Raw genomic sequence first — 23259 nt, 5'->3', positions numbered from 1 at the left:
TGCGGCTGCAGTTAATAATTCACGGCGACGTTAATGGTATCGGTGTAGGTTCCGGCCGGAATCAGCGGGTTAAAGCCGCCGCCGACCACCCGGCCATAGATGGCGTAGTTGGTGCCCAGCGTCGGATCGTTGGTGCCGCTGGCGGCAATCGGCGTATTGTTGGCGATCGCGGTAGTGAAGGAGGCATCGCTGTAGAGGGTATAGGCGATGCCCTGCGCATTGTCCGATCCCAGCAGCAAATAGCGCGGTGACGCAGAGGCGGTGCCATAGATAGTCGCTGGCGCCGCGTTGCTGCTGGTCACCACCACGTTATAGTCCTGACCGGTGGTGCAGCGCACGTAGATGCCGTTACCGGCGGCGCCCACCAGGGTGGCGTTCAGCGTATCAAAGGTGGCGGCGCTGCTACCAAAGTTCAGCGTACCGAAGTTAACACCTGCCGTGGCGGACTGACCGTTGACCAGGCAACCGGTGGTCAGCGTGAGGGTGGCATTGATGGTCCCGGAGGTGGTTGCCGCCTGGGTTAAGGTCGGAAGTGACAGCGTTAATCCCGCAGCAGCACACAGAAAAAGCTTGAGTTTCATAATATTTCCTTACGGATTATCAGGAGTCAGTGCTTTTTCACCTGGTATTAATTAACGATTTGGCCCAAAAATAAGAAATAAATAAAGCAGTGCCCGCAACGGGGCTGTCTTAAGAAAAATCTTAGACTTAAGGGTGCTGATTTATATCAGTTTTACTTACTATAGAACAGTTAACGCGTCTGGCGAAGTGCTCCTGATTATTTTTCACTAATCTAATGGTCACTTCAGCCGATAACCCAGTAATAGCAAGGTGTGTAAGCGTAACGGGAAAGCAGAAATTCCTGTTTTTTTCCTCGCGTACAGGCTTTCCGCTTCGGTAATATGTTGCTGTATCAATCAGACATAATAACGATTAACCGGCTCGCTTAGCGGATGCGGGAACAGGATGCTGCGCATCGTTCTCCTGCGCTGGCGGGCGGGTTTTGCCGGAAATAATCCCTGGCGAAATACCGGCATTAAATAACTTTCACCCCCGCGGGGGTTTTCAGATGACTTATCAGACTTTACACAGCACCCGTTCAGCACGGGTGGTGAGGAGTGGCACATGCTGCATATCACCTGGGATAACGTCCTGATCGGCATTTCGCTGATCGTGGCGTTTGTTGCCTCTTTTACAGCCCTGGATACCGCCGGACGTGTGGCGGTCTCCCAGGGCTGGCCTGCCCGATTCTGGCTGCTGGTCGGCGGCACCGCCATGGGAATTGGCATCTGGGCCATGCACTTTATCGGCATGCTGGCGATGATGATGCCGATGACGATGCGCTATGACGTACCGCTGACGGCAGGCTCGCTGCTGGTGGCGATTCTGGCCGCCATGCTGGCTTTCGGACAGACGGTGGGAGGCGTACATCTCACCCGTTTCCGGCTGCTGCGCGGCAGTCTGATCCTGGGCGCGGGGGTGGTGGTCATGCACTATCTCGGCATGTCTGCGCTGCTGATTGAACCGGGACCTGACTGGAATCCTCTGCTGGTCGCCCTCTCTGTGCTGATCGCCTTTGTGGCCTCTGCGCTGGCGTTGTGGCTGGCGTTTCATCTGCGCCAGGGGGAGCAGCATCTGCTGCTGATGCGCAGTCTGGCTTCCCTGGTGATGGGGATCGCCATCGCCGGTATGCACTACGTGGGCATGGCCGCCGCACGGTTCAGCCCGAGCAGCACCATGCAGCCGCATGGCCTCAGCAATCCGGGGCTGGCGGTATGGGTAACGCTGATTACCCTGCTTATTCTGAGCGTCACGCTGCTGAGTTCCATGCTGGATGCTCAGCTGCGCGCGGCACGGCTGGCGGCGCGGCTCAATCGTGCCAACCAGGAGCTGCGCCAGCTGGCGATGCACGACAACCTGACCGCGCTGCCGAACCGGGTCATGCTGGAGCAGCAGCTCGATCTGGCGATTAAGCAGGCGATGCTGCAGGAGAGCCGCTTTGCCGTGTTCTATATGGATCTGGATGGCTTCAAAGCGGTGAATGACACCTGGGGACATCACGTCGGTGACCGCCTGCTGGTCGCAGTCGCGGAGCGGCTGCGCAGCCAGCTCACGACCACGATGCTGCTGGTGCGTCTGGGCGGCGATGAGTTTGTGCTGATGGCAGAGGCGCTGGATATCACGCCAGCCCGTCAGCTGGCGCAAAAGCTGGTTAAGGTGATCAGCACCCCCTTTGAACTTGACCGCTATGTGCTGCACGTATCACTCAGCGCCGGCATTGCAATCTTTCCGCTGCACGGACGAAACCGGCATGAGCTGCTGTTTAATGCGGATGCGGCGATGTATCACACCAAACACAACGGGCGCAATGGCTGGTGCCTGTTTGAACCGGCGATGAGCGATGCGACTCAGCATCAGCTGGAGCTGGCGAACGATCTGTGGGAGGCGATAGAGCGCCAGCAGATGCGCCTGTTCTATCAGCCCAAATTCAGTTCCGGCGGCACCCTGTTACTGGGATTCGAGGCGCTGCTGCGCTGGCAGCATCCGCTGCGCGGGTTACTGACGCCGGAGCTGTTTCTGCCGCGCGCCGAAAAGACCGGCCAGATCGTCGCGCTTGGCAACTGGGTGATCGAGGAGACCTGCCGCCAGCTGAGAAGCTGGCACAATCAGGGCCACAGTGACTGGACGGTGTCGGTGAACCTCTCCGCCCTGCAGTTTCATCAGCGCGATCTGCTGACCACGCTGACCCGGACGCTGGCGCACTTCCAGCTGCCAGCCAGCGCGCTGATGCTGGAGATCACCGAAACGATAGCCATGCGTGACCCGCTGTTCAGCCAGCAGCGCATCCGCGAACTGCAGCAGGCGGGTATCAGCGTCGCCATTGATAATTTTGGCATCGGCTATGCCAACCTGCTGCATCTCAAAGATCTGGATGCCTGCGAACTCAAAATCGACCGCAGCTTTATCAACTGCCTGCGGCCCGGCAGTGAAGATGCAACGGTGGTCAGCGCCATGCTGACGCTGGCGCAGAGTCTCAACCTGCGGATGGTGGCGGAAGGGGTGGAAACCGAAGAGCAGCAGCATTTACTCACCAGCTTAGGCTTTGATGCCCTGCAGGGGTATCTGCTGGGTAAACCGACCCCGGCGGATCGGGTTGACGCGTTCCGTTTCGCCTCACGGCGGCAGCCGGTGGCGTCACTCTCGGGCTGAACGTCACGATAGTTTTCAGCAATCAGAGTAAGTGAAAGCACGCAGCCTGCGCGGCTCATTAACCGCCGGGCGGTGCCGATAACAAAAAAACACTGTCAGAACTCTCTGTCTAACCACAAGCACGGCTTTTCGCGGGAATGCACTATGTTAGCGACCTCATACGACTCTTTTATTGTTATCGTCTCGATTCTGGTCGCGATGCTGGCTTCGTTTACCGCGCTGGATATGGCAGGACGGGTGGTGCATTCGACCGGCAAAGTCGCGCTGGTCTGGCTGTTCGGCGGCGGTTTTTCCATGGGGATCGGCATCTGGGCGATGCACTTTATCGGCATGCTGTCGATGAACATGGATATGGTGATGAGCTACAACGCCTCACTGACCGCGCTCTCTGCCGCCATCGCGGTGTGTGCGTCGATATTTGCGCTGTGGCTGGTCTGCCATAGCGATCTGCCCTGGCCGCGGCTGGCGGGCGGCGCGCTGATCCTCGGCAGCGGCGTGGTGGCGATGCACTACACCGGCATGGCGGCCCTGATGTTCTCGCCCGGTATCGTCTGGCAGTGGGGCTGGGTAGGACTGTCGGTAGTCATCGCCCTGGCGGCTTCTGGCGCGGCGCTGTGGCTCGCCTTTAACCTGCGCGAGGGGCAGACCAGCCGGGTCACGCTGCTGCGGATTGGCGCCGCAGTGGTGATGGGGTTTGCCATTGCAGGCATGCACTACACCGGCATGATGGCCGCCGAGTTTCCCGCGCACAGTCATTCGGTGGGGCAGGGCGTCAACAGCAACTGGCTGGCGATTCTGGTCACCGTAGTCACCCTCTCTATCCTGGGAATTACCCTGCTGGTCTCCATGCTGGATGCGCGGATGCAGGCGCGCACCTCGATTCTCGCCAGCTCTCTGGCGGAGGCGAATCGCGAGCTGGCCCAGCTGGCGCTGCACGATAACCTGACACGGCTGCCAAACCGCATCCTGCTGGAAGATCGGCTGGAGCAGGCGATCAACAAAGCGAACCGTGAACAGACGCAGTTCGCCCTGATGTTTATGGATCTGGATGGCTTCAAGGCGGTTAACGACGCCTTTGGTCACCATATTGGTGACAGTCTGCTGGTTGGCGTAACCGAGAGAATGAGTCAGCAGATGACCGGCTACTACACGCTGGCGCGGCTTGGCGGCGATGAGTTCGTGCTGCTGGTGGAGATTGACGATCCCAATGATGCCGCGGCCGTCGCCGATAAGCTGGTCAAAGCGGTGGATCGTCCGTTTGATATCTCCCGCTATGAACTGGTGGTTTCCCTGAGTCTCGGAATTGCCGTCTATCCCGGCGACGGAGTGGATGAGCGGGAGCTGATGTTCAATGCGGATGCGGCGATGTACCACACCAAAAATAATGGCCGCAACGGCTATACCTTCTTTCAGCCCTCCATGAATATCCAGGCACAGAGTCAGCTGCAGCTGAATAACGATCTCTGGCAGGCGCTGGATAATGATGAGCTGCGCCTGTTCTACCAGCCAAAATTCTGCGCCCCGCGTGGTCCGATCCTCGGTTTTGAGGCGCTGCTGCGCTGGCAGCATCCGCAGCACGGCCTGCTGTCGCCCGACAAATTTCTGCCGATGGCGGAAAAGACCGGGATGATTGTCAATATCGGAAACTGGGTGATTCAGGAAGCCTGCCGCCAGCTGCGCCAGTGGCATCTGCAGGGGCACCCGCACTGGTCGGTGGCGGTTAACCTCTCGGCGTTGCAGTTTGAGCAGTCGAATCTGGTGGAGACGGTGGTTGAGGCGCTGGCAAAACATCAGATCCCGGCCGAGCTGCTGACCCTGGAGGTGACAGAAACCACCGCGATGCGCGATCCCGATGAGAGCGTGCGTATCCTGACCGAGCTGACCCGGCTGGGCGTGAAAGCCTCGATTGATGATTTCGGCACCGGCTACTCGAGCCTGCTCTATCTGAAGCGATTACCGGCCAGCGAACTGAAGATCGACCGGGCCTTTGTGAACGAGCTGCAGCATCAGAAAGAGGATGCCACCATCGTGTCGGCCATCGTGGCGCTGGCGCAGTCGCTGCAACTTAAAGTGGTGGCTGAAGGGGTAGAGACCGCCGAACAGCAGGCATTTCTGACCAGCCTGGGCTGCAATACGCTGCAGGGCTATCTGCTGGGCAAGCCGGTTCCGCCGGAGCGGGTGCCGGAGCTGACCGACTTTGTGGCGGCAGAAACTGAAGAAACGGTGGCCAGCACGGGCCTGACTGCGGATGTTGATCGGCCGCTGACGCCAGAGGTGGCAGCGGTCTGACGCACGCGTCGGGGCTGAAAAAGCGTCCCGTGCGCGTTACGTCAGTGCGACGGGGCTGTATAAGCGGTTCATGCCGCCTGTCATTGGCCGCCGCGCGTGGTAAAGTCACGCGGTCAGACAAGGAGAGATGAGCCGTGGCGAAATACCAGCGATTGATGGATGAGATTCAGCAGCAGATAGAGGCCGGCATCTGGCTGCCGGGCACACGCTTACCCTCATTGCGCCAGCAGGTGGCGCAGCAGGGCGTCAGCCTGATGACGGTGCTGCACGCCTATGAGCTGCTGGAGAGCCAGGGCTGGATCGTCTCCCGTCCCCAGTCGGGATACTACGTCGCACCCCGCGCGCTGGCACCCGCGCCCATGAGCGTGGCGATCAGCGAGCAGGTGGATATCAACGACTTTGTGTTTGATGTGCTGCAGGCAACGCGCGATCCGGCGATTGTGCCGTTTGGCTCCGCCTTTCCCGACCCCGCGCTGTTTCCGCAGCGTCAGCTGATGCGCTCGCTGGCGAATGTCTCCCATCACCTCACGCCAACCGATGCGCTGCATAACCTGCCGCCCGGTAACGCCACGCTGCGACAGCTGCTGGCGCAGCGCTATGCGCGTCAGGGCATCACGCTGTCACCGGATGAAATTGTCATCACCAGCGGAGCGCTGGAGGCGCTGAATCTCAGCCTGCAATCCCTTACCGAGCCGGGCGATTACGTGGTGATTGAGCATCCCGGTTTTTATGGCGCGCTGCAGGCGATTGAGCGGCTCAAGCTGAAAGCGCTGGCGATCCCGGTGGATGCAAAACAGGGCATCGATCTCGTTCAGCTGGAGGAGGCGCTGCAGCGCTGGCCGGTAAAAGCCTGCTGGCTGATGACCACCCTGCAGAATCCGCTCAGCGTCACCCTGACCCCGGAACGCAAACAGCAGCTGGTGGCGCTGCTGGCGCGCTATCAGGTGCCGATGATTGAAGATGATGTCTATGCCGAACTCTGGACAGGCGATGTCGCGCCGCTGCCGGCCAAAGCCTGGGATCGTCAGGGCAACGTGCTGCACTGTGGGTCATTTTCAAAATCGCTGGTGGCGGGATTTCGCGTTGGCTGGGTGGCGGCGGGACAGCATGCGCAGCGCATTCAGCGGCTGCAACTGATGAGCACGCTCTCGACCAGCGCGCCCATGCAGCTGGCACTGGCGGATTTTCTGGCGACACGGCGTTATGACACCCACCTGAAGCGCCTGCGGCAGATCCTGGCGAAGCGACAGCAGATGGTGCGCCAGGCGCTCCTGAAGGTGCTGCCACCCCAGGCCACACTCAGTGAGGCGCTCGGCGGTTATTTTCTCTGGGTGACGCTGCCGGAACGGATCAATACCACCCGGCTTTATCAGCGCGCGCTGGCGCAGGGGATCAGTATTGCACCGGGACAGTTATTTTCGGCAGGAGAGCAGTTCAGTCACTGCTTCAGGCTGAATACCGCCTGGCCGTGGGACAGCCGGGCCGAGGCGGCAATCGAAACGCTGGGTCGGTTAATGGCGGAAAGCGGGGCAGATTAAACCCGCGCCGCTTCCTGATGGCCCCAGGTCAGGTAGTAGACATCATAAAAATCGACTTCGCCTTTTTGCGACAGCAGACGCTGGATGCCGCTCTTCACCCGTTCCGGCGTCTCGGGCAGCGACAGAATCCGCGAAACGGCCTGCTCGCGCACCGGCTGAACGTAATACCATTCACCGTTGTAGCAGACGCGCAGATCGAGTGCGTCGATATCCTCAAAGCGATATTTCGGGTTGATGTCCATCAGCATCAGCAGGCTCATCACCAGGACAAAGATGGTCGCAAACCAGAAGGCGGGCCAGCCGAGCATCTCGGTCGTGAAAATCAGCGCAACGCACAGGCCATAGCACAGGTACATCACCGCCCAGAGGCCGGGATGGTTTTTCAGAAACGAGAGGCTGAAGCGCGGCAAATTGTCGCGACGTTCTTCGCGGTTAAGCGTGGCGATCTCGTCAATCAGGATTTGTTTAATAGCGTCCATTGGTTACCTCTCTGTGATCTGCTAGCGATTAGAACAGATAACAGTCAAGGATATCAGAAACAGATCTGTGCGATTTTTATATAACAGTTGAACCGTGACCAGAGTCCTGCTCCGGGCGGCCTGACATTTTGCAACATTTTACCGCAGTCAGAACCGCTTCCCGTGGTGGTGCAGGGCGGGTAACACCCTGTAGTTAACGCCGCATTTGGCTTTAGTCAGCAATATCAGTCAATTATCTCAATTCTGTCGCCTGGCGCACATTGCATTATGGCGCAGGTTTGCCACACTGATAAAAAAGCGGAGAACCTGCATGCGTACCCCATCCTCCAGTCTGTTATTGATGATGTCTTTTGCCGCTGGCACCTTTTCGGCCGGGGCGTCTGACAATCCTCAGCACCTGATGCTCGCCATTCCGTCGGGCGGCGTGCCGAATAACCCGTTACCTCTGATTATCTGGCCACGCGTGGTGCCGGAAGAGGAGGAGATCGCCGCATGGTTTGAGAAAACCTTCGAAGAAAACGGCTGGCCACCCGCCTGGCGCTATCCGATTTTTCCTTACACCCACTACCACCCCAACACCCATGAGCTGCTGGGTGTGGCTGAAGGCTGGGCGGAAGTGCTGTTTGGCGGTGACAGTGGCCGGATGGTGACGCTGCGCGCCGGCGATGCGGTGCTGATCCCGGCGGGCGTCGGCCACCGGCAGGTCAGCGCCAGTGAAGACTTTATGGTGGTCGGAGCCTATCCACGCGGGATGTCGCCCGAGACACTGCGCGATGAGCCAGCGAAACTGAAAATGGCGCAGGAGCAGGTGAAAAAAGTGCCTCTGCCGACCCAGGATCCCTTCACCGGTAAAGAGGGCGCACTGACAGAAATCTGGCAGCCGATTGCCGCCATGCAGCCGCAGCCATAAGGGAAGGTGCTTCAGACACGCTGCTGAATAACGATGCGCGAGCCCGCCTCGCGCTTTTCCCTCTCTTCCCGGAATCCCGCTCTGCGCCTTAGGCGCGCGCGCTCACCCCGATCGCGACACCATTGAACATTTGCTCACCGCTGCCGATAACTCCCCTGTTAAGATTAGTTATTCTTCTTAATACACTTGTCTTCACAGCCCATTTCCGCTGTAGTCTCCGCAGATGTATTAAGAACATTCCTAAGCCATGACCAGGCTACCGAGCAGCAGGCAAATAACAATGGATAATAACTCTGATGTCATCTATCGCATGCTGGTACAAAGCGTGATCGACTACGCGATCGCCATGCTCAAACCGGACGGAACCGTCGCCAGCTGGAATGAAGGCGGGCTGAACGTTCTGGGTTACAGGCCAGAAGAAATTATGGGTCAGCATGCCGCCGTGTTTTACAACGAAGAGGATCGTCGTCGCGGTCTGCCGCAGCGGGAACTCGATATTGCCGCCACCGTGGGACGTTATGATTACGAAGGCTGGCGCTGCCGTAAAGATGGCAGCACCTTCTGGGCGCATGTGGTGATCTATCCCATCCGCAATGATGTGGCGCAGCTGGTTGGCTTCGCTGTGGTCTGCCGCGACTGTACACGGCAGCAGGAGCAGCAGCGCAAAGAGCGGGAACAGGAGGCGCGCTTCCGTCTGCTGGTGGAGGGCGTCACCGATTACGCCATCTATATGCTGGATATCGACGGCAACGTCGTGAACTGGAACGCCGGCGCCCAGCGCGCCAAAGGCTATGTAGCCGAAGAGATTGTCGGCCAGCATTTTTCCCGTTTCTACAGCGCGCAGGATCGTCTGAATCACGTTCCCAGCCAGAACCTGCAGATCGCCTATCGCACCGGCCGGTTTGAAGATGAGGGCTGGCGCTACCGCAAAGATGGCAGCGCCTTCTGGGCGCACGTGGTGATCGACACGATCCGTGACGATCAGGGTAAGCTGCTGGGTTACGCGAAGATCACCCGCGACTGTACCGAACAGCAGCGCGTACGCAATGAGCAGCGCGAGCAGGAGCGACGCTTCCGGCTGCTGGTGGAGGGCGTCACGGATTACGCCATCTATATGCTGGATATCGACGGCGTGGTGGTGAACTGGAACGCCGGTGCCGAGCGCGCCAAAGGTTACCGGGCTGAAGAGGTCGTGGGTCAGCACTTCTCGCTGTTTTACAGCGCTCAGGAGCGGCTGAACAGAACGCCGGAAGCTAACCTCGGCATTGCGCTGAAGACCGGTCGCTTCGAAGATGAGGGGTGGCGCTACCGCAAAGATGGCAGCGCCTTCTGGGCGCACGTGGTGATCGACGCGATTCACGACGATGACGGCAAGCTGATCGGCTTCGCCAAGATCACCCGCGACCGGACGGAACGCCGTGAGCAGGAGCAGCAGGTGCTGCGCGCCCGCGATCTGGCGGAAGCCCAGAGTACCCAGAAAACGGCGCTCTCCCGCTTTCTGGATAACATCATCGCCAACATCCCCTCCTGCGTGATTGTCGAAGATGCCATTACCCGCGAGATTCTGCTGGTCAACGACCGTACCCAGCAGCTGTTTGGCCTGTCGAAATCGCTGATCGTCAACAAACGGCCGCACGAGTGTATGTCGCCTGAGTTAAGCGACTATTTCAACAATCTGGCGGATGTGGCGCTGCGCAGCGAGGGGATGCATGAGCGTGAACAGCTGCTGATGACCGCCAGCGGTGAGCGCATCCTGCACACCCGCGCCACCGCGATTAATGGTCAGGATGCACGGCGTAACTATCTGATGCTGCTGGTGGAAGATGTGACCGACCAGCGCGCCGCAGATGCCCGCATTCACCACATGGCGCACCATGACAACCTCACCAGCCTGCCGAACCGTATCCTGTTCCGCCAGCGCCTGAGTGAAGCGCTGCGCAACGCCGGTCAGACGCCGCGTCAGACCGCCGCGCTCTGCCTGGATCTGGACAATTTCAAGAATGTGAACGATGCGCTGGGCCACCAGATAGGCGATGAGCTGCTGCGCAGTGTGGCGAAGCGGCTGCGCAACGTGCTGCGCGATCAGGATACCCTGGCGCGTATCGGCGGCGATGAGTTCGCCATCGTGCTGCCGTCGGTTGCCAGCGGTGACGAGGCGAGCGTAGTCGCGCAGCGGCTGATCGAGGCCATTCGTCCGCCGGTCAACATCGAAGGTCATAACCTCTCGGTCGGGCTCAGCGTCGGTATTGCGCTCAGCACCACCATCACCAACACGCCGGAACAGCTGCTGCGCTGTGCCGACATGGCGCTGTATGAGGCCAAACGCAACGGCCGTAACCGCTTTGAGCACTTCACGCTGGAGATGGACGACGTGGCACGCAGCCGCCGCCTGATTGAAAATGATCTGCGCGATGCGATCAGCGGCGGGCATCTGCGGCTCTACTACCAGCCCATCACCAATGGCGACCACCACACCATTATTGGCTATGAAGCGCTGATGCGCTGGCATCATCCCATCCGTGGCCTGATCATGCCCAACGACTTCATTCCGATTGCGGAAGAGACCGGCCTGATTCATATGCTGGGCGCGTTTGCGCTCTATGAAGCCTGTCGTGAAGCGGCGAGCTGGGAAGGCAACCAGTCGGTGTCGGTTAACCTCTCACCGCTGCAGTTTAAAAACAGCTCGCTGGTGCCGGTGGTGGAGGGCGCACTGCAGGAATCCGGGCTGGATCCGGCGCGGCTGGAAGTGGAGATCACCGAATCGGTGCTGCTGGATGATTCGCTGGGGAATATCCGTACCCTGCAGAATCTCAAGGCGCTGGGCGTGCAGATTGCGCTGGATGATTTTGGTACCGGCTATTCGTCGCTGAGCTATCTGCGATCCTTCCCGTTCGACAAAATCAAAATCGACAAATCCTTTATTAACGACATGGGGGACAGCCGTGAGGCGCTGGCGATTATCCGGGCCATTACCGGCATGAGTCGCAGTCTGGATATCCAGATCACCGCCGAGGGGGTGGAGAGCGATGAGCAGTTTATGAAGCTGCGCGATGAGGGCTGTACGCTGTTCCAGGGCTTCCTGTTCGGGCGTCCTCAGCCGTCGGAACTGCGGCTGAAAACGCTGGGTTAGTCGTAAAGGCCATGCTGCTGAACCGGCGCATGGCTGAGGTTGTCGCGGATGCGGCGCACCGATTCGCGCACCACCAGCCGGCCATTCAGCAGCAGGGTGCCGGCCGGAGTGGCAGGATTAAGTCGCATCTCCTGCAGCACTTTCACGGCGGCGGCCCCCAGCTCATCACGCGGCACCTGCACTGAGGTCAGGGGAATATCGTGGATGGCGGCCAGGTTAAAGCCATCCATGCTCATGACCGAAATATCCTGCGGCACCCGCAGGCCCGCCTGCTCCAGCGCGCTGACCGCACCTGCGGCAATGTAATCACCGCTGGCCAGAATGGCGGTCGGGCGCAGCACGTCCGGGCAGTGGCGCAGATATTCACCGAGCCGTTCCGCCGCTTCATTGCTGCTGAAGCTGTTCAGCGTCAGCAGATGCTGACGGCTGTCGAAGCGCAGATTCATCGCATGCCAGGCGTCACGCACGCCCTGCAGCCGCTGCTCCATGGTATAGCGGCGCAGGCAGTGCAGCGACAGGATCTGCCGGTGCCCCTGCTCAAACAGGTAGCGGGCTGAAAACTCCCCAATCAGCTGATGATCCGGCGAAACCGAAGGCAGCCGCATACGGCGATCGCGGGCGTTAATCAGCACGCAGGGTTTGTTCATCTCCGCCGCCAGCTGATGAATGTGCTCATCATCAATGCCGATCAGGATTGCCGCTTCGGTCTGCTGCATCTTGTCGATAAACAGCGCCGCGTCACTCTCCACCTCTTCCAGCGGAGAGTAGCGCAGCCGCACCTCGTGCGGCTCCACCGCCTGGCTGATCCCCTGAATCACTTTGTAGTAGAAGATATCACTGCGCACGTCGAAGGCACGCGGCGGCGCGAAGACCATCAGATTATTCAGCAGCAGGCGACCGCTGTGCAGGTTATCCAGCACACCCTGCTGCTGCGCCACGGCCAGCACCTTGTCGCGGGTGGCGGGGCGGGTATTGGCTTTGCCCGCCAGTACCCGTGACACCGTGCTGATCGAAACGCCGCTCAGCGCCGCAATTTCGCTTACTTTCAGCCTTTGTTTCATTCTGTGATCGCCTTCAAATCTGCCAGTGAAAAATTTTTCATAACCTGCTGAATCGCGTCAGATGGGCGTTCCAGTGTCATTTCCTGCCGGTAATCAGCCTGCCATGAAAAGAGTTGCAAAAAAGAGGCTGTACCCACGTTTCGCACTTTTCTAAGTTCGCTAAAAGGACACGCGGTACGCCAGCAGGCGGTGTGATTTATCAATGGAAATCAGGAGTGGCACTATGAGCCTCGAATCGACAACCAAACCCGTCAGTGCTTCACGCACGGTGCGCGTGATTAAAAATTTACGCTGGTGGATGCTGGGGATGTTCCTGCTGGGTGTGACCGTTAACTACATCACCCGCAACTCACTCGGCATTCTGGCACCGGAACTCAAAACCAGCCTCAACATGAGTACCGAACAGTACTCCTGGGTGGTGGCGGCGTTCCAGCTGGCCTACACCCTGTTTCAGCCGGTCTGCGGCTGGCTGATCGATGTGATCGGCCTGAAAATGGGCTTCCTGATCTGTGCGCTGGTCTGGTCGGTCACCTGTCTGCTGCACGCCGGGGCCGGAAGCTGGCTGCATCTGGCGCTGCTGCGCTTTGTCATGGGGGCGTCTGAAGCGGCCGCCACGCCAGCTAACGCCAAAGCGATTGGTGACTGGTTCCCGAAAAAAGAGCGGCCGGTGGCAGCAGGCTGGGCGGGCGTCGGCTTCTCCATCGGGGCGATGCTGGCACCGCCCATTATCTACGTTTCCCACATCAACTTTGGCTGGCAGGGCGCCTTCCTGCTGACGGGCGGCCTGGGGCTGCTGTGGGTGCTCTTCTGGTGGTGGGGCTATCACGCTCCGCAAAGCCATCCGCGCCTTTCTGCTGAGGAGCGCGACTTTATCAATCAGGACAACGAAGCCATCGGCGAGAAGCTGCCGTTCTTCAAAGCGCTGAAAGTGATTGGTAAAGAGAAGAAGTTTTACGGTATTGCGATTCCGGCCTTTCTGGCTGAACCCGCCTGGGCGGTGCTGAGCTTCTGGGTGCCGCTCTACCTCGCCAATGAGCGCGGCATGGATCTGAAGCAGATCGTGATGTTTGCCTGGCTGCCGTTTCTCGCAGCTGACCTTGGCAGCGTCGCCAGCGGTTATCTCACCCGCATTTATGTGCGCTGGTTCGGTTTTACCCGCGTCAACTCGATTGTCGCCAGTTCGGTGACGGGCGCGCTGTTAATGGTTTCGCTGGCGCTGATGACGCTGGTGAAAGATCCCCTGCTGGCTATCGCGCTCATCTCCATCGGTGGCTTCGGGCATCAGGTCATCTCCTGCATGCTCAGTGCGCTGGTGGTAGAGCGTTTCGATCGCCGTCAGATGGCGACGGTCAACGGCATGCGCGGCTCCTGCGCCTGGATTGCCAGCTTTATCTTCTCGCTGATTATCGGCGTCACCGCCGACACCATCGGCTTTAATCCGCTGTTTGTGGCGATGGGCTTTTTTGACCTGATTGGTGCCGTTTTCCTGGTGATGCTGATCGCCGAACGACGCCAGCGCCCGGCTAACCCATAAGGATATCGTGATGAAAACCCTGAAGAACTGGACGCTGCATCAGCAGGCTGACCACTTTGTTGAACTCAAGGTCGAAGAGCGGCATCACCTGCGGCTTTACGTGCTGGAGGAGAAGCTGATGCGCGTTCTGCTGAAGCGCGATGGCGAGCTGGCGCTGGACCGCACCTGGAGCATTGCGCCGGTCACGGATGTGCCCTGGCAGGGACGGGATCGTGAGGCGCTGGACGGCTTTACGCTGCCGCCCTTTCAGGTTGAGCACGATGCCCAGCAGTTGCGCCTCAGCACGTCACGGCTGCGGGTTACGGTGCATCAGCCGCTCTGCCTGAGCTGGGAGCAGTTTGATGGTGAGAGCTGGCAGCCGCTCACCGCCGACCGTCACACCGGCGCCTATCTGCTCAATGCGCACGGGGATGGGGTGGAGCACTATCAGCGTCGTCAGCCCCAGGATCGGGTTTACGGTCTGGGCGAGAAGAGCGGCGACCTGAACCGCGTCAACCGTCGCTTTGAGATGCGCAACCTCGACGCGATGGGCTACAACGCTGCCAGCACCGACCCGCTCTATAAACATATTCCCTTTACCCTGACGCAACGCGATGGCGTCAGCTTCGGTTTGTTTTATGACAACCTCAGCAGCAGCTGGCTGGATCTCGGTAACGAACTGGATAACTACCATCTGCCTTACCGCCGCTACCGCGCTGAGGCGGGCGACCTTGATTACTATATGATGCTGGGCCCGACGCTGCTCGACGTCACCAAAGCCTTTGTCCGCCTGACCGGACGGACACTGTTTCAGCCGAAGTGGAGCCTGGGCTACAGCGGCTCGACCATGCACTACACCGACGCGCCGGATGCGCAGCAGCAGCTGCAATCCTTTATTCGCCTGTGTCACGAGCATGAGATCCCCTGCGACTCGTTCCAGCTCTCTTCCGGCTATACCTCGATCAATAACAAGCGCTACGTGTTCCACTGGAACTATGACAAAGTCCCGAATCCCGACGGCCTGAGCGCGGCGTTTCACGATGCCGGGATGAAGCTGGCGGCTAACATCAAGCCCTGTCTGTTGCAGGATCATCCACGCTATCAGGAAGTGGCGGCCCGGGGGCTGTTTATTCGGGACTCTGAGCAGGATCGCCCTGAGCGTTCGGTGTTCTGGGATGATGAGGGTTCGCACCTTGATTTTACCCATCCGGAGGCGGTGCGCTGGTGGCAGGAGAACGTCACCCGACAGCTGCTGGAAAAGGGTATCGACGCCACCTGGAACGACAATAACGAATATGAGGTGTGGGATGGCGAAGCACGCTGTCACGGCTTTGGTCAGCCGATCGCCATCAAGCATATCCGGCCGGTAATGCCGCTGCTGATGATGCGCGCCTCCATGGAAGCGCAGCAGCAGTTCGCCCCGAACAAGCGTCCCTATCTCATCTCACGTTCCGGCTGCGCCGGGATGCAGCGTTACGTGCAAACCTGGAGCGGGGATAACCGCACCAGCTGGCAAACCCTGCGCTATAACATCCGCATGGGGCTGGGCATGAGCCTGTCAGGGCTGTTTAACGTCGGACACGATGTCGGCGGATTTTCGGGCGACAAGCCCGATGCCGAGCTGTTTGTGCGCTGGGTTCAGAATGGCGTGATGCATCCGCGCTTTACCATTCACTCATGGAATGATGACCACACGGTGAACGAACCCTGGATGTACCCGGAGGTGACGCCGATGATCCGCGAGGCGATCCGGCTGCGCTATCGTCTGATGCCTTATCTCTACACGCTGGCCTGGCTCGCCAGTTCAGAAGATGAGCCGATGCTGCGTCCGACCTTCCTCGACCACGAGCAGGACCCGCGAACCTATGAGGAGTGTGATGATTTCATGCTGGGTCGTGATCTGCTGGTCGCCAGCGTGGTGGAGCAGGGCGCGCGCAGCCGTCAGGTCTATCTGCCCCGTCATACCGGTGGCTGGTATGACTGGCACAGCGGCAGGGCGTTTGCGGGCGGCGAGACGATCACACTGGATGCGCCGCTCGATCGGCTGCCTTTGCTGGTGCGGGCCGGTGCGGTTATTCCGCTGGGTGAGTGTGAAAGCACGACCGATGCGCGGCGCGACACGGTGCGGCAGTGGCAGATATGGCCTGCGCCTGAAGGGGTAACAACGCAGGGGCAAACCTTTGACGATGATGGTGAGAGTCACGGCTGGCAGCAGGGGAACGCCCTGTGGCTCAGCTGGACGTTGTGCAGCAGCGCCACGCGCATCGATCTGACGGTGGAAAAACGCGGTGATTATCAGCCTGCCTGGCGGGAGATCGCGTTGTTACTGCCTGCGGGTGAAGATCGTGAGCTGTGGGTGAATGGCGAGAAAGCGGCGAGTTACCGGCTGCAGTAGCTGTGTTGAGGTGGCAGTGAAGGAAAGTCCGGCCCCGAAGCGGGGCCGTTAAGGGCAACAGCAAAACCGGACCTGCTTCGCTGTGAGATCGTGCCTGAGCAGGAAATACGGTCAGATCGGAAAGACGCAAAAGCCGTCATCCATGACACGCTCGACCCGCGCCATCCATGGCGCGGGACGCTTTCCTCTTCTGACCGTATTCCCTGCTACCTGAGCTTTATCATGGCTTCCTGAAAGCGTACCAAGGAAGTATCAGCAGTCGGAACCGACCTGAAAGAGATTACTCTGCGTGGTTCTCGGTGCTCATGCGGCCCAGATCTTTGTCGACCAGGAAGAGACCGTTGCCGCTGTTGCTTACCAGCGCCAGTTTATCCAGCACGGTTTTAAACAGCTTCTCTTCTTCGTGCTGCTCGGCAACATACCACTGCAGAAAGTTGAAGGTGGAGTAATCCTGTGAGGTCATGGCGGCATGTGCCAGCTCATTGATTTTACGGGTGATAAGCTGCTCGTGCTCCAGCGCCTGCTCCAGAATCTCATTGAGTGAGTTAAAGGAAACCGGCGGTGCCGCGATGGTTCCCAGTACCGGCATTGCGCCGGTGTCGCTCAGGTAGTCAAACAGACGCTGCATGTGCTGCATCTCTTCACGTGAGTGCATTTTCAGGAAGGACGCGGCGCCTTCAAAGCCTTTGTCACAGCACCAGGCACTCATTTGCAGATAAAGATTGGCAGAGAAAAATTCCAGGTTCAGCTGGTCGTTTAAACGTCCAGTCATTTCAGCAGTCAGCATGGCCGAGTCCTTTTTACGAAGATGTTAATTAAACAGGCAGATGCGGCGAATTATGCATCAGATATGTTAGTAATGTGAAGCCTTTTTCGCAAAACAGGGAAATTTATCTGTTTGATTTAAATAGAATTATTCAGCAATTTGAATGCGACCAATTCTCATTTTTTATTACAGGTTATCGGCCTGAAAACAGAGGGGGGCGGCACCACGCTAGTGCATCTGTACAGCATCCTGCTGGTGCAATCGCCCTGATGGCGGCATACGAGCGCGGTTACCGGATACGGCCAGCAGGCACGCATCCGCAGCGGACACAAAAATAAATTTCCGTGCCGTCGCACATATCGCGGGGATGGAAGAGCCGGAGAGGCGAAACAGGGCAGGAATTAAGGCTGACTGTGTCAGCACTGGCATAAATCCTGCTTAGAACTCAGTTCCATATATTGAAACTTGCCCCGACAGGGAACAGGGGCAGGTCAGGTGATCAGGAGAAAATCATGTCAGATGAAACCCGCGTTACACCGATGAAAATGACGGCGACCCGAGGCAGTTATGTCGCGTTAATTTTTGCCATTCTGTTTTTTTCCGGGCTCTTTTATAACGTCGACGGCCTGAAATGGCTTGGCGCGTTTGATTTCACCACGCTGGGCGGCAGTTTTGGCACCATGAAAGATCCCGCCAGCAACACCTTTCTCGGCGCAGGCGGGCTGAGTGCCAAAGCCGGCTTCCTGTTCGCCCTGTCGCTGACGCCTACCGTCATGCTGGCGCTGGGCGTGCTGGAGATCTTTACCCACTACGGCGCGATTCGGGCGGCGCACCGGCTGCTGACGCCCTTACTCCGACCCCTGATGGGGCTGCCTGGGCATTGCGGGCTGGCACTCATCACCGACCTGCAAAGCACCGACGCGGGTGCTGCGTTAACGAAAGAGATGGCCGATCAGAAGCAGATCGGTAAGAAAGAGGTGGTGGTCATGAGCGCCTGGCAATATTCCGGGGCCGGGTTAATCAATAACTACTTCGCCATCGGTTCCGCACTCTTTGCCTCAATGACGCTGCCGATCATCATTCCGCTGTTAGTTATGTTCGCGCTGAAATTTGTCGGTGCGGCCATCACGCGCGCTGTGCTAAACAGTGTTTATAAGAAGGATTTTATCGATGGAAAATAAAAGCGTTACTGCCAGCAGCAATCCGTTTGACGTATTTGTTACCGGCGCACGGAAAGGTTTTCATATCGCCATCCACAACCTGATGCCGAATGTGGTGATGGCCTATGTGCTGGCGGAGGTGCTGAATCTGCTGGGCATCATGCAGTTCCTTGGCCATGTTTTTGCGCCGGTGATGGGGCTGTTCGGCTTGCCAGGTGAAGCGATCACGGTGCTGCTGACGGCCTGGCTCTCGTCGTCGGCGGGAACCGGCGTGGCGGTCAGCCTGCTGACCAAAGGGCTGCTGACCGGGGCAGATATCACCATCCTGGCGCCGGCGATTTTTCTGATGGGATCGCAACTGCAATATATGGGACGGCTGCTGGGTGTGGCCGATGTACCCAAAAAATACTGGCCGCTGCTGATGCTGGTCAGCATCATCAACGCGCTGATTGCCATGTCTGTTATGCGTCTGTTTATTCAGGAGTAACGTTTTGACTAAGGTACTGGAGCATTATCACACGCTGCATGAAATCCCGGAGCTCGGTTTTCAGGAGTTCAAAACCTCGGCCTATATCGCTGATCAGCTGGAGAAAGCGGGCCTGAAGGTGACGCGCAACATTAACAACACCACCGGTATCGTGGCGGAGATTGACAGCGGTGTCCCGGGGCCGGTGCTGGCGCTGCGGGCGGATATGGATGCACTGGGACACGTGATCGACGGTGTCCCCTGCGCGCGGCACACCTGCGGTCACGATGGTCACTCGTCGGTGGTGCTGACGGCGGCCGCGGCTCTGCTGCAGGAGGGCACAGTGAAACGTGGCCGGCTGAAGATCCTGTTTCAGCCCGCCGAGGAGCTGGGCGCCGGTGCGCTGTCGATGATCGAGGGGGGCGCGCTGGATGATGTAGAGATGATTCTGGGCTTCCATCTGCGTCCGCTGGAGGAGTGTGTCGTTGGGCAGGCGGTGCCTGCGGTGCTTTACTCCGCCTGCAGCACGCTGGAAGCGACGATTAAAGGCCAGCCTGCCCACGCGGCGCGTCCGCATCTGGGCGTGAATGCGCTCGATGCCGCCGTTCAGGCGGTGCAGGCGGTCAACGCCCTGCATCTCTCTCCCGGCCTGACCTGGAGCGTTAAAGCGACCCGTTTCCTGTGTGACGCCGGTGTAACGAACTCGGTGCCGGATGAAGCCCGTGTGGTGTGGGATCTGCGCTCTCAGGAGAATGGACCGATGACCCAGCTCAAAGAGCAGGTCACGCGCGCTATTACCCACAGCGTGGCGGCGCTGGGGGCCAGCGCCGAGGTCCGGGTGCTGAAAGAGATGCCTGCGGCCGAGATCGATGATGAAGCCACGGCGGTGATCCGCGCCGCTATCGTTGAGGTACTGGGCGAAGCGGGTGCACTGCCGGCCCGCACGACGCCAGGCAGCGAGGACTTTTTCTACTATCCGGTGAAGCGTCCGGGAGTGAAAGCGGGGTTCTGGGGGCTGGGTACCAACCTGACGCCAGGACTGCACCATCCCGATATGCGATTTGACCTCAGCTCACTGGAGATCGGCGTGCAGATCTTCAAAGCCTGCGTCAGAAAGGTGCTGGGATAACGAAAACAGGGCGGGCGCGGGTCAGCCCCGCCCTGAGCCACTCTTCAGCGCGCTATCTCCGCTAAATCCCGCCCCTTCCCCTGTAGGCCGCGCGCGCAAAATATTGTATGCTATGCCGCCTTAAAGCTGACCAGGTAACCGGAATTCACGCCAATGTAACTTCGCGCTGACCCGCCAGCGATAAAATATCGTTCTGGCACCGTTTACCCGCCGGTAAGGTTCTGCCGGCCACCGTGATTTATCAGCAGCGCCTGTGACCCGCGCTGCTCCATTGAGAAGAATTCATGTCTAATCCCTTTTTAGAAGAGGTGGCACGCCGCCGCACCTTCGCGATCATTTCGCATCCGGATGCCGGTAAAACCACGATTACCGAAAAAGTGCTGCTGTTCGGACAGGCTATCCAGACCGCCGGTACGGTTAAAGGCCGCGGCTCTAACCAGCACGCTAAGTCGGACTGGATGGAGATGGAGAAACAGCGTGGTATCTCCATTACGACCTCGGTGATGCAGTTCCCTTACCGTGACAGCCTGGTGAACCTGCTGGATACCCCAGGTCACGAAGATTTCTCGGAAGACACCTACCGCACCCTGACCGCCGTGGACTGCTGTCTGATGGTGATCGATGCCGCGAAAGGCGTCGAGGATCGTACCCGTAAGCTGATGGAAGTCACCCGTCTGCGCGATACGCCGATCCTGACCTTTATGAACAAACTTGACCGTGACATCCGCGATCCGATGGAGCTGCTGGATGAGGTGGAAAGCGAGCTGAAAATCGCCTGCGCACCGATCACCTGGCCGATTGGCTGCGGCAAGCTGTTCAAAGGGGTTTATCACCTCTACAAAGATGAGACCTACCTCTACCAGTCCGGTAAAGGGCACACCATTCAGGACGTGCGCATCGTGAAGGGGCTGAATAACCCGGAACTCGACAGCGCCGTCGGTGAAGATCTGGCGACGCAGCTGCGTGAAGAGCTGGAGCTGGTGCAGGGTGCCTCGCACGAGTTTGAGCAGGAAGCGTTCCTGAGCGGCGAACTCTCGCCGGTCTTCTTCGGGACCGCGCTGGGTAACTTTGGCGTGGATCATATGCTGGATGGCCTGGTCTCCTGGGCGCCGCGTCCGATGCCACGTCAGACCGACACCCGCACTGTAGAAGCGCAGGAAGAGAAGTTCACCGGCTTTGTCTTTAAGATCCAGGCAAACATGGACCCGAAACACCGTGACCGCGTCGCCTTTATGCGTGTGGTTTCCGGGAAGTATGAAAAGGGGATGAAGCTGCGTCAGGTGCGTACCGGCAAAGATGTGATGATCTCCGATGCGCTGACCTTCATGGCGGGCGACCGTTCCCATGTGGAAGAAGCCTATCCTGGCGACATCATCGGCCTGCATAACCACGGCACCATTCAGATCGGCGACACCTTTACTCAGGGTGAAAATATGAAGTTCACCGGGATTCCGAACTTCGCGCCAGAACTGTTCCGCCGTATCCGTCTGCGGGATCCGCTGAAGCAGAAACAGCTGCTGAAAGGGCTGGTTCAGCTGTCGGAAGAGGGCGCCGTGCAGGTGTTCCGCCCGGTGCACAACAACGATCTGATCGTGGGTGCGGTCGGGGTGCTGCAGTTCGACGTGGTCGTCGCACGCCTGAAGAGCGAATATAACGTCGAAGCGATCTACGAAGCGATCAACGTCTCTACGGCGCGCTGGGTTGAGTGCGACGACGTGAAAAAGTTTGATGACTTCCAGCGTAAAAACGAAGTTAACCTGGCGCTCGATGGCGGCGATAATCTGACCTATATCGCGCCTACCATGGTCAACCTCAATATTACCCAGGAACGTTATCCGGACGTTCGTTTCCGCAAAACGCGCGAGCACTGATCGCGCTGTTTCCGGGCCATTCCAGCAGGGAATGGCCCTGTTTTCCCCGCTACAGACTCCTCCTAAAAACCCTGTTTTTCTGCTGTTTTAACGTGCGATCAACCAGTTAGCCAGGCAAATCACAAAATGCCGACTATGATTATTCTATCGGACGGCGAAAGAGACTTCTCTTGTCCTTACGTCCTGTAACGCAGCGGCACCTGTGCTGCTGTTTCGCCCACAGTTTTGGGTGAGTTAACTGATAGAAGGAAGATATCGATGAACAAGACTAAGATTGCTAAAACCCTGATGGCCGCCATGATTGGCTCTGCACTGATCAGCGGCAGCGCCCTGGCTGACGAATCACTTTCTCAGAAAGCGTCTCAGACTGCCGACAGCGCGGGTTCGAAAATCGATAGTTCTATGAAAAAAGTCGATGGTTATATGGATGACAGCGGCATCACCGCCAAAGCCAAAGCGGCACTGGTGGATGACGACGCCATTAAAAGCACGGATATCTCGGTAAAAACGCATCAGGGCGTCGTGACCTTAAGCGGTTTCGTCACCTCACAGGATCAGGCTGAAAAGGCTGTGGCTGTGGTGCAGAAAATCGAAGGTGTTAAATCCGTCAGCGACAAACTACACGTCAGAGACAGCAAAACCACTTCTGTGAAAGGTTATGCGGGCGATGCCGCAACGACCAGCGAAATTAAAGCTAAGCTATTAGCGGATGACATTGTTCCGTCGCGCAACGTTAAAGTTGAAACCACCGACGGCGTTGTTCAGCTTTCAGGGCATGTGGCGAGTAAAGCACAGTCAGACCGTGCAGAAAGCATCGCTAAAGCCATTGAAGGCGTGAAAAGCGTTAAGAATGACCTGACGGTTAAATCTTAATGGCTGCAGTGCGGTCACGGTTGTGGCCGCACGAATAAAAGAGACCCATCCGGGGATGAAATAAGCAGTTCGAATTTAAATAGGGTAAGGAGAGGCTTATGTTTCGTTGGGGCATTATTTTTCTGGTGATCGCACTGATTGCTGCAGCGTTAGGTTTTGGCGGTTTAGCGGGTACAGCAGCATGGGCAGCTAAAGTTGTCTTCGTTGTTGGTATTATCCTGTTCCTCATCAGCCTGTTTACCGGCCGTAAAAAGCTTTAGCCGATGAGTCCTGCAGTGTAATGCAACGCAAAGCATAGAGCGGAGACCAGTCATCGTCAGCGACAGACGTGAAGAGAGGGACACCTTCATATCGCGACGGTGGTAAGCCTGCCTGGCAGGTTTACCGGTTAAAGGAATAGAGGACTGGTTCTCCGGAATGCTGCCGCTGCAAGCGGATTGCTCCCTCAGCCTGCCCGGAGCCCTTCTGA

General features: G+C 58.3%; 17 protein-coding genes. 13 read left to right on the top strand and 4 right to left on the bottom strand.

The features are described 5' to 3' along the window. Positions 1 to 11 precede the first annotated feature (11 nt). On the bottom strand, positions 12 to 581 hold the full coding sequence (locus AC6I7A_RS16215) for a Csu type fimbrial protein (RefSeq protein ID WP_009087237.1): 570 nt from the start codon (positions 579 to 581) through the stop codon (positions 12 to 14). 544 nt (positions 582 to 1125) lie between these two features. Between AC6I7A_RS16215 and AC6I7A_RS16210 the strand changes: the two genes are divergently transcribed. The 3 genes from AC6I7A_RS16210 to AC6I7A_RS16200 all read left to right on the top strand — a co-directional run bounded on the left by AC6I7A_RS16210 (position 1126) and on the right by AC6I7A_RS16200 (position 7037). Continuing rightward, positions 1126 to 3210 (top strand): putative bifunctional diguanylate cyclase/phosphodiesterase, encoded by a 2085-nt coding sequence (locus AC6I7A_RS16210; protein WP_058956421.1) that lies wholly within the window; start codon positions 1126 to 1128, stop codon positions 3208 to 3210. 144 nt (positions 3211 to 3354) lie between these two features. Beyond that, positions 3355 to 5499, top strand: coding sequence for a putative bifunctional diguanylate cyclase/phosphodiesterase (locus tag AC6I7A_RS16205; RefSeq protein WP_058956420.1), 2145 nt, complete (start codon positions 3355 to 3357; stop codon positions 5497 to 5499). 134 nt (positions 5500 to 5633) lie between these two features. After that, positions 5634 to 7037 (top strand): aminotransferase-like domain-containing protein, encoded by a 1404-nt coding sequence (locus tag AC6I7A_RS16200; RefSeq protein ID WP_009087230.1) that lies wholly within the window; start codon positions 5634 to 5636, stop codon positions 7035 to 7037. Here AC6I7A_RS16200 and AC6I7A_RS16195 read toward each other — a convergent pair. Then, on the bottom strand, positions 7034 to 7516 hold the full coding sequence (locus tag AC6I7A_RS16195) for a YlaC family protein (protein ID WP_009087228.1): 483 nt from the start codon (positions 7514 to 7516) through the stop codon (positions 7034 to 7036). The two genes, AC6I7A_RS16200 and AC6I7A_RS16195, sit on opposite strands and share 4 nt — an antisense overlap. 310 nt (positions 7517 to 7826) lie before the next feature. Between AC6I7A_RS16195 and AC6I7A_RS16190 the strand changes: the two genes are divergently transcribed. Then, a complete protein-coding gene (locus AC6I7A_RS16190; RefSeq protein WP_009087226.1) occupies positions 7827 to 8426 on the top strand; it encodes a cupin domain-containing protein in 600 nt (199 codons plus the stop codon). A gap of 280 nt (positions 8427 to 8706) precedes the next feature. Further along, on the top strand, positions 8707 to 11556 hold the full coding sequence (locus tag AC6I7A_RS16185) for an EAL domain-containing protein (protein ID WP_498003940.1): 2850 nt from the start codon (positions 8707 to 8709) through the stop codon (positions 11554 to 11556). Here AC6I7A_RS16185 and AC6I7A_RS16180 read toward each other — a convergent pair. Then, positions 11553 to 12617: a LacI family DNA-binding transcriptional regulator gene (locus tag AC6I7A_RS16180; protein WP_058958356.1), complete on the bottom strand. Its 1065-nt coding sequence runs from the start codon at positions 12615 to 12617 to the stop codon at positions 11553 to 11555. The genes AC6I7A_RS16185 and AC6I7A_RS16180 overlap by 4 nt on opposite strands. Before the next feature lie 223 nt (positions 12618 to 12840). Between AC6I7A_RS16180 and AC6I7A_RS16175 the strand changes: the two genes are divergently transcribed. Next, positions 12841 to 14151: an MFS transporter gene (locus AC6I7A_RS16175; RefSeq protein ID WP_058958355.1), complete on the top strand. Its 1311-nt coding sequence runs from the start codon at positions 12841 to 12843 to the stop codon at positions 14149 to 14151. A gap of 10 nt (positions 14152 to 14161) precedes the next feature. Beyond that, on the top strand, positions 14162 to 16525 hold the full coding sequence (locus AC6I7A_RS16170; protein ID WP_058958354.1) for a glycoside hydrolase family 31 protein: 2364 nt from the start codon (positions 14162 to 14164) through the stop codon (positions 16523 to 16525). A 280-nt stretch (positions 16526 to 16805) separates the two neighbouring features. On the opposite strand, the gene ftnA is transcribed toward AC6I7A_RS16170, so the two are convergent. Beyond that, positions 16806 to 17312, bottom strand: coding sequence for a non-heme ferritin (ftnA, locus tag AC6I7A_RS16165; RefSeq protein WP_009087216.1), 507 nt, complete (start codon positions 17310 to 17312; stop codon positions 16806 to 16808). A 491-nt stretch (positions 17313 to 17803) separates the two neighbouring features. Between ftnA and AC6I7A_RS16160 the strand changes: the two genes are divergently transcribed. The 6 genes from AC6I7A_RS16160 (at position 17804) to AC6I7A_RS16135 (ending at position 23050) form a co-directional block, all read left to right on the top strand. Continuing rightward, entirely contained in the window at positions 17804 to 18472 is a 669-nt protein-coding gene (locus tag AC6I7A_RS16160) for a nucleoside recognition domain-containing protein (protein ID WP_009087213.1), read from the top strand. Beyond that, positions 18462 to 18938, top strand: coding sequence for a YjiG family protein (locus AC6I7A_RS16155; RefSeq protein WP_009087211.1), 477 nt, complete (start codon positions 18462 to 18464; stop codon positions 18936 to 18938). Before AC6I7A_RS16160 ends, AC6I7A_RS16155 begins: the two co-directional genes overlap by 11 nt. A gap of 4 nt (positions 18939 to 18942) precedes the next feature. After that, positions 18943 to 20046 carry a M20 peptidase aminoacylase family protein gene (locus tag AC6I7A_RS16150; protein WP_009087209.1) on the top strand — a complete coding sequence of 368 codons (1104 nt, stop codon included), beginning with the start codon at positions 18943 to 18945 and terminating at the stop codon, positions 20044 to 20046. Between the two features lie 284 nt (positions 20047 to 20330). After that, positions 20331 to 21917: a peptide chain release factor 3 gene (gene prfC, locus AC6I7A_RS16145; protein ID WP_009087207.1), complete on the top strand. Its 1587-nt coding sequence runs from the start codon at positions 20331 to 20333 to the stop codon at positions 21915 to 21917. A gap of 258 nt (positions 21918 to 22175) precedes the next feature. Continuing rightward, complete coding sequence (osmY, locus tag AC6I7A_RS16140; RefSeq protein ID WP_046102542.1) at positions 22176 to 22790, top strand: molecular chaperone OsmY; 615 nt, start codon at positions 22176 to 22178, stop codon at positions 22788 to 22790. 98 nt (positions 22791 to 22888) lie between these two features. Beyond that, on the top strand, positions 22889 to 23050 hold the full coding sequence (locus AC6I7A_RS16135) for a DUF1328 domain-containing protein (RefSeq protein ID WP_003848537.1): 162 nt from the start codon (positions 22889 to 22891) through the stop codon (positions 23048 to 23050). Positions 23051 to 23259: the final 209 nt, after the last annotated feature.

This window comes from Type-F symbiont of Plautia stali (genome assembly GCF_059731105.1).
Note: the sequence above shows the minus strand (reverse complement) of the source record. Positions and strands in the feature narration are given on the sequence as shown.

Coding starts and splice junctions, on each gene's coding strand:
- osmY (WP_046102542.1), top strand. CDS start 22,176: ATGAACAAGACTAAGATTGCTAAAACCCTGATGGCCGCCATGATTGGC.
- AC6I7A_RS16215 (WP_009087237.1), bottom strand. CDS start 581: ATGAAACTCAAGCTTTTTCTGTGTGCTGCTGCGGGATTAACGCTGTCA.
- AC6I7A_RS16160 (WP_009087213.1), top strand. CDS start 17,804: ATGTCAGATGAAACCCGCGTTACACCGATGAAAATGACGGCGACCCGA.
- AC6I7A_RS16175 (WP_058958355.1), top strand. CDS start 12,841: ATGAGCCTCGAATCGACAACCAAACCCGTCAGTGCTTCACGCACGGTG.
- AC6I7A_RS16195 (WP_009087228.1), bottom strand. CDS start 7,516: ATGGACGCTATTAAACAAATCCTGATTGACGAGATCGCCACGCTTAAC.
- AC6I7A_RS16135 (WP_003848537.1), top strand. CDS start 22,889: ATGTTTCGTTGGGGCATTATTTTTCTGGTGATCGCACTGATTGCTGCA.
- prfC (WP_009087207.1), top strand. CDS start 20,331: ATGTCTAATCCCTTTTTAGAAGAGGTGGCACGCCGCCGCACCTTCGCG.
- AC6I7A_RS16155 (WP_009087211.1), top strand. CDS start 18,462: ATGGAAAATAAAAGCGTTACTGCCAGCAGCAATCCGTTTGACGTATTT.
- AC6I7A_RS16170 (WP_058958354.1), top strand. CDS start 14,162: ATGAAAACCCTGAAGAACTGGACGCTGCATCAGCAGGCTGACCACTTT.
- AC6I7A_RS16180 (WP_058958356.1), bottom strand. CDS start 12,617: ATGAAACAAAGGCTGAAAGTAAGCGAAATTGCGGCGCTGAGCGGCGTT.
- AC6I7A_RS16210 (WP_058956421.1), top strand. CDS start 1,126: ATGCTGCATATCACCTGGGATAACGTCCTGATCGGCATTTCGCTGATC.
- AC6I7A_RS16190 (WP_009087226.1), top strand. CDS start 7,827: ATGCGTACCCCATCCTCCAGTCTGTTATTGATGATGTCTTTTGCCGCT.
- ftnA (WP_009087216.1), bottom strand. CDS start 17,312: ATGCTGACTGCTGAAATGACTGGACGTTTAAACGACCAGCTGAACCTG.
- AC6I7A_RS16205 (WP_058956420.1), top strand. CDS start 3,355: ATGTTAGCGACCTCATACGACTCTTTTATTGTTATCGTCTCGATTCTG.
- AC6I7A_RS16185 (WP_498003940.1), top strand. CDS start 8,707: ATGGATAATAACTCTGATGTCATCTATCGCATGCTGGTACAAAGCGTG.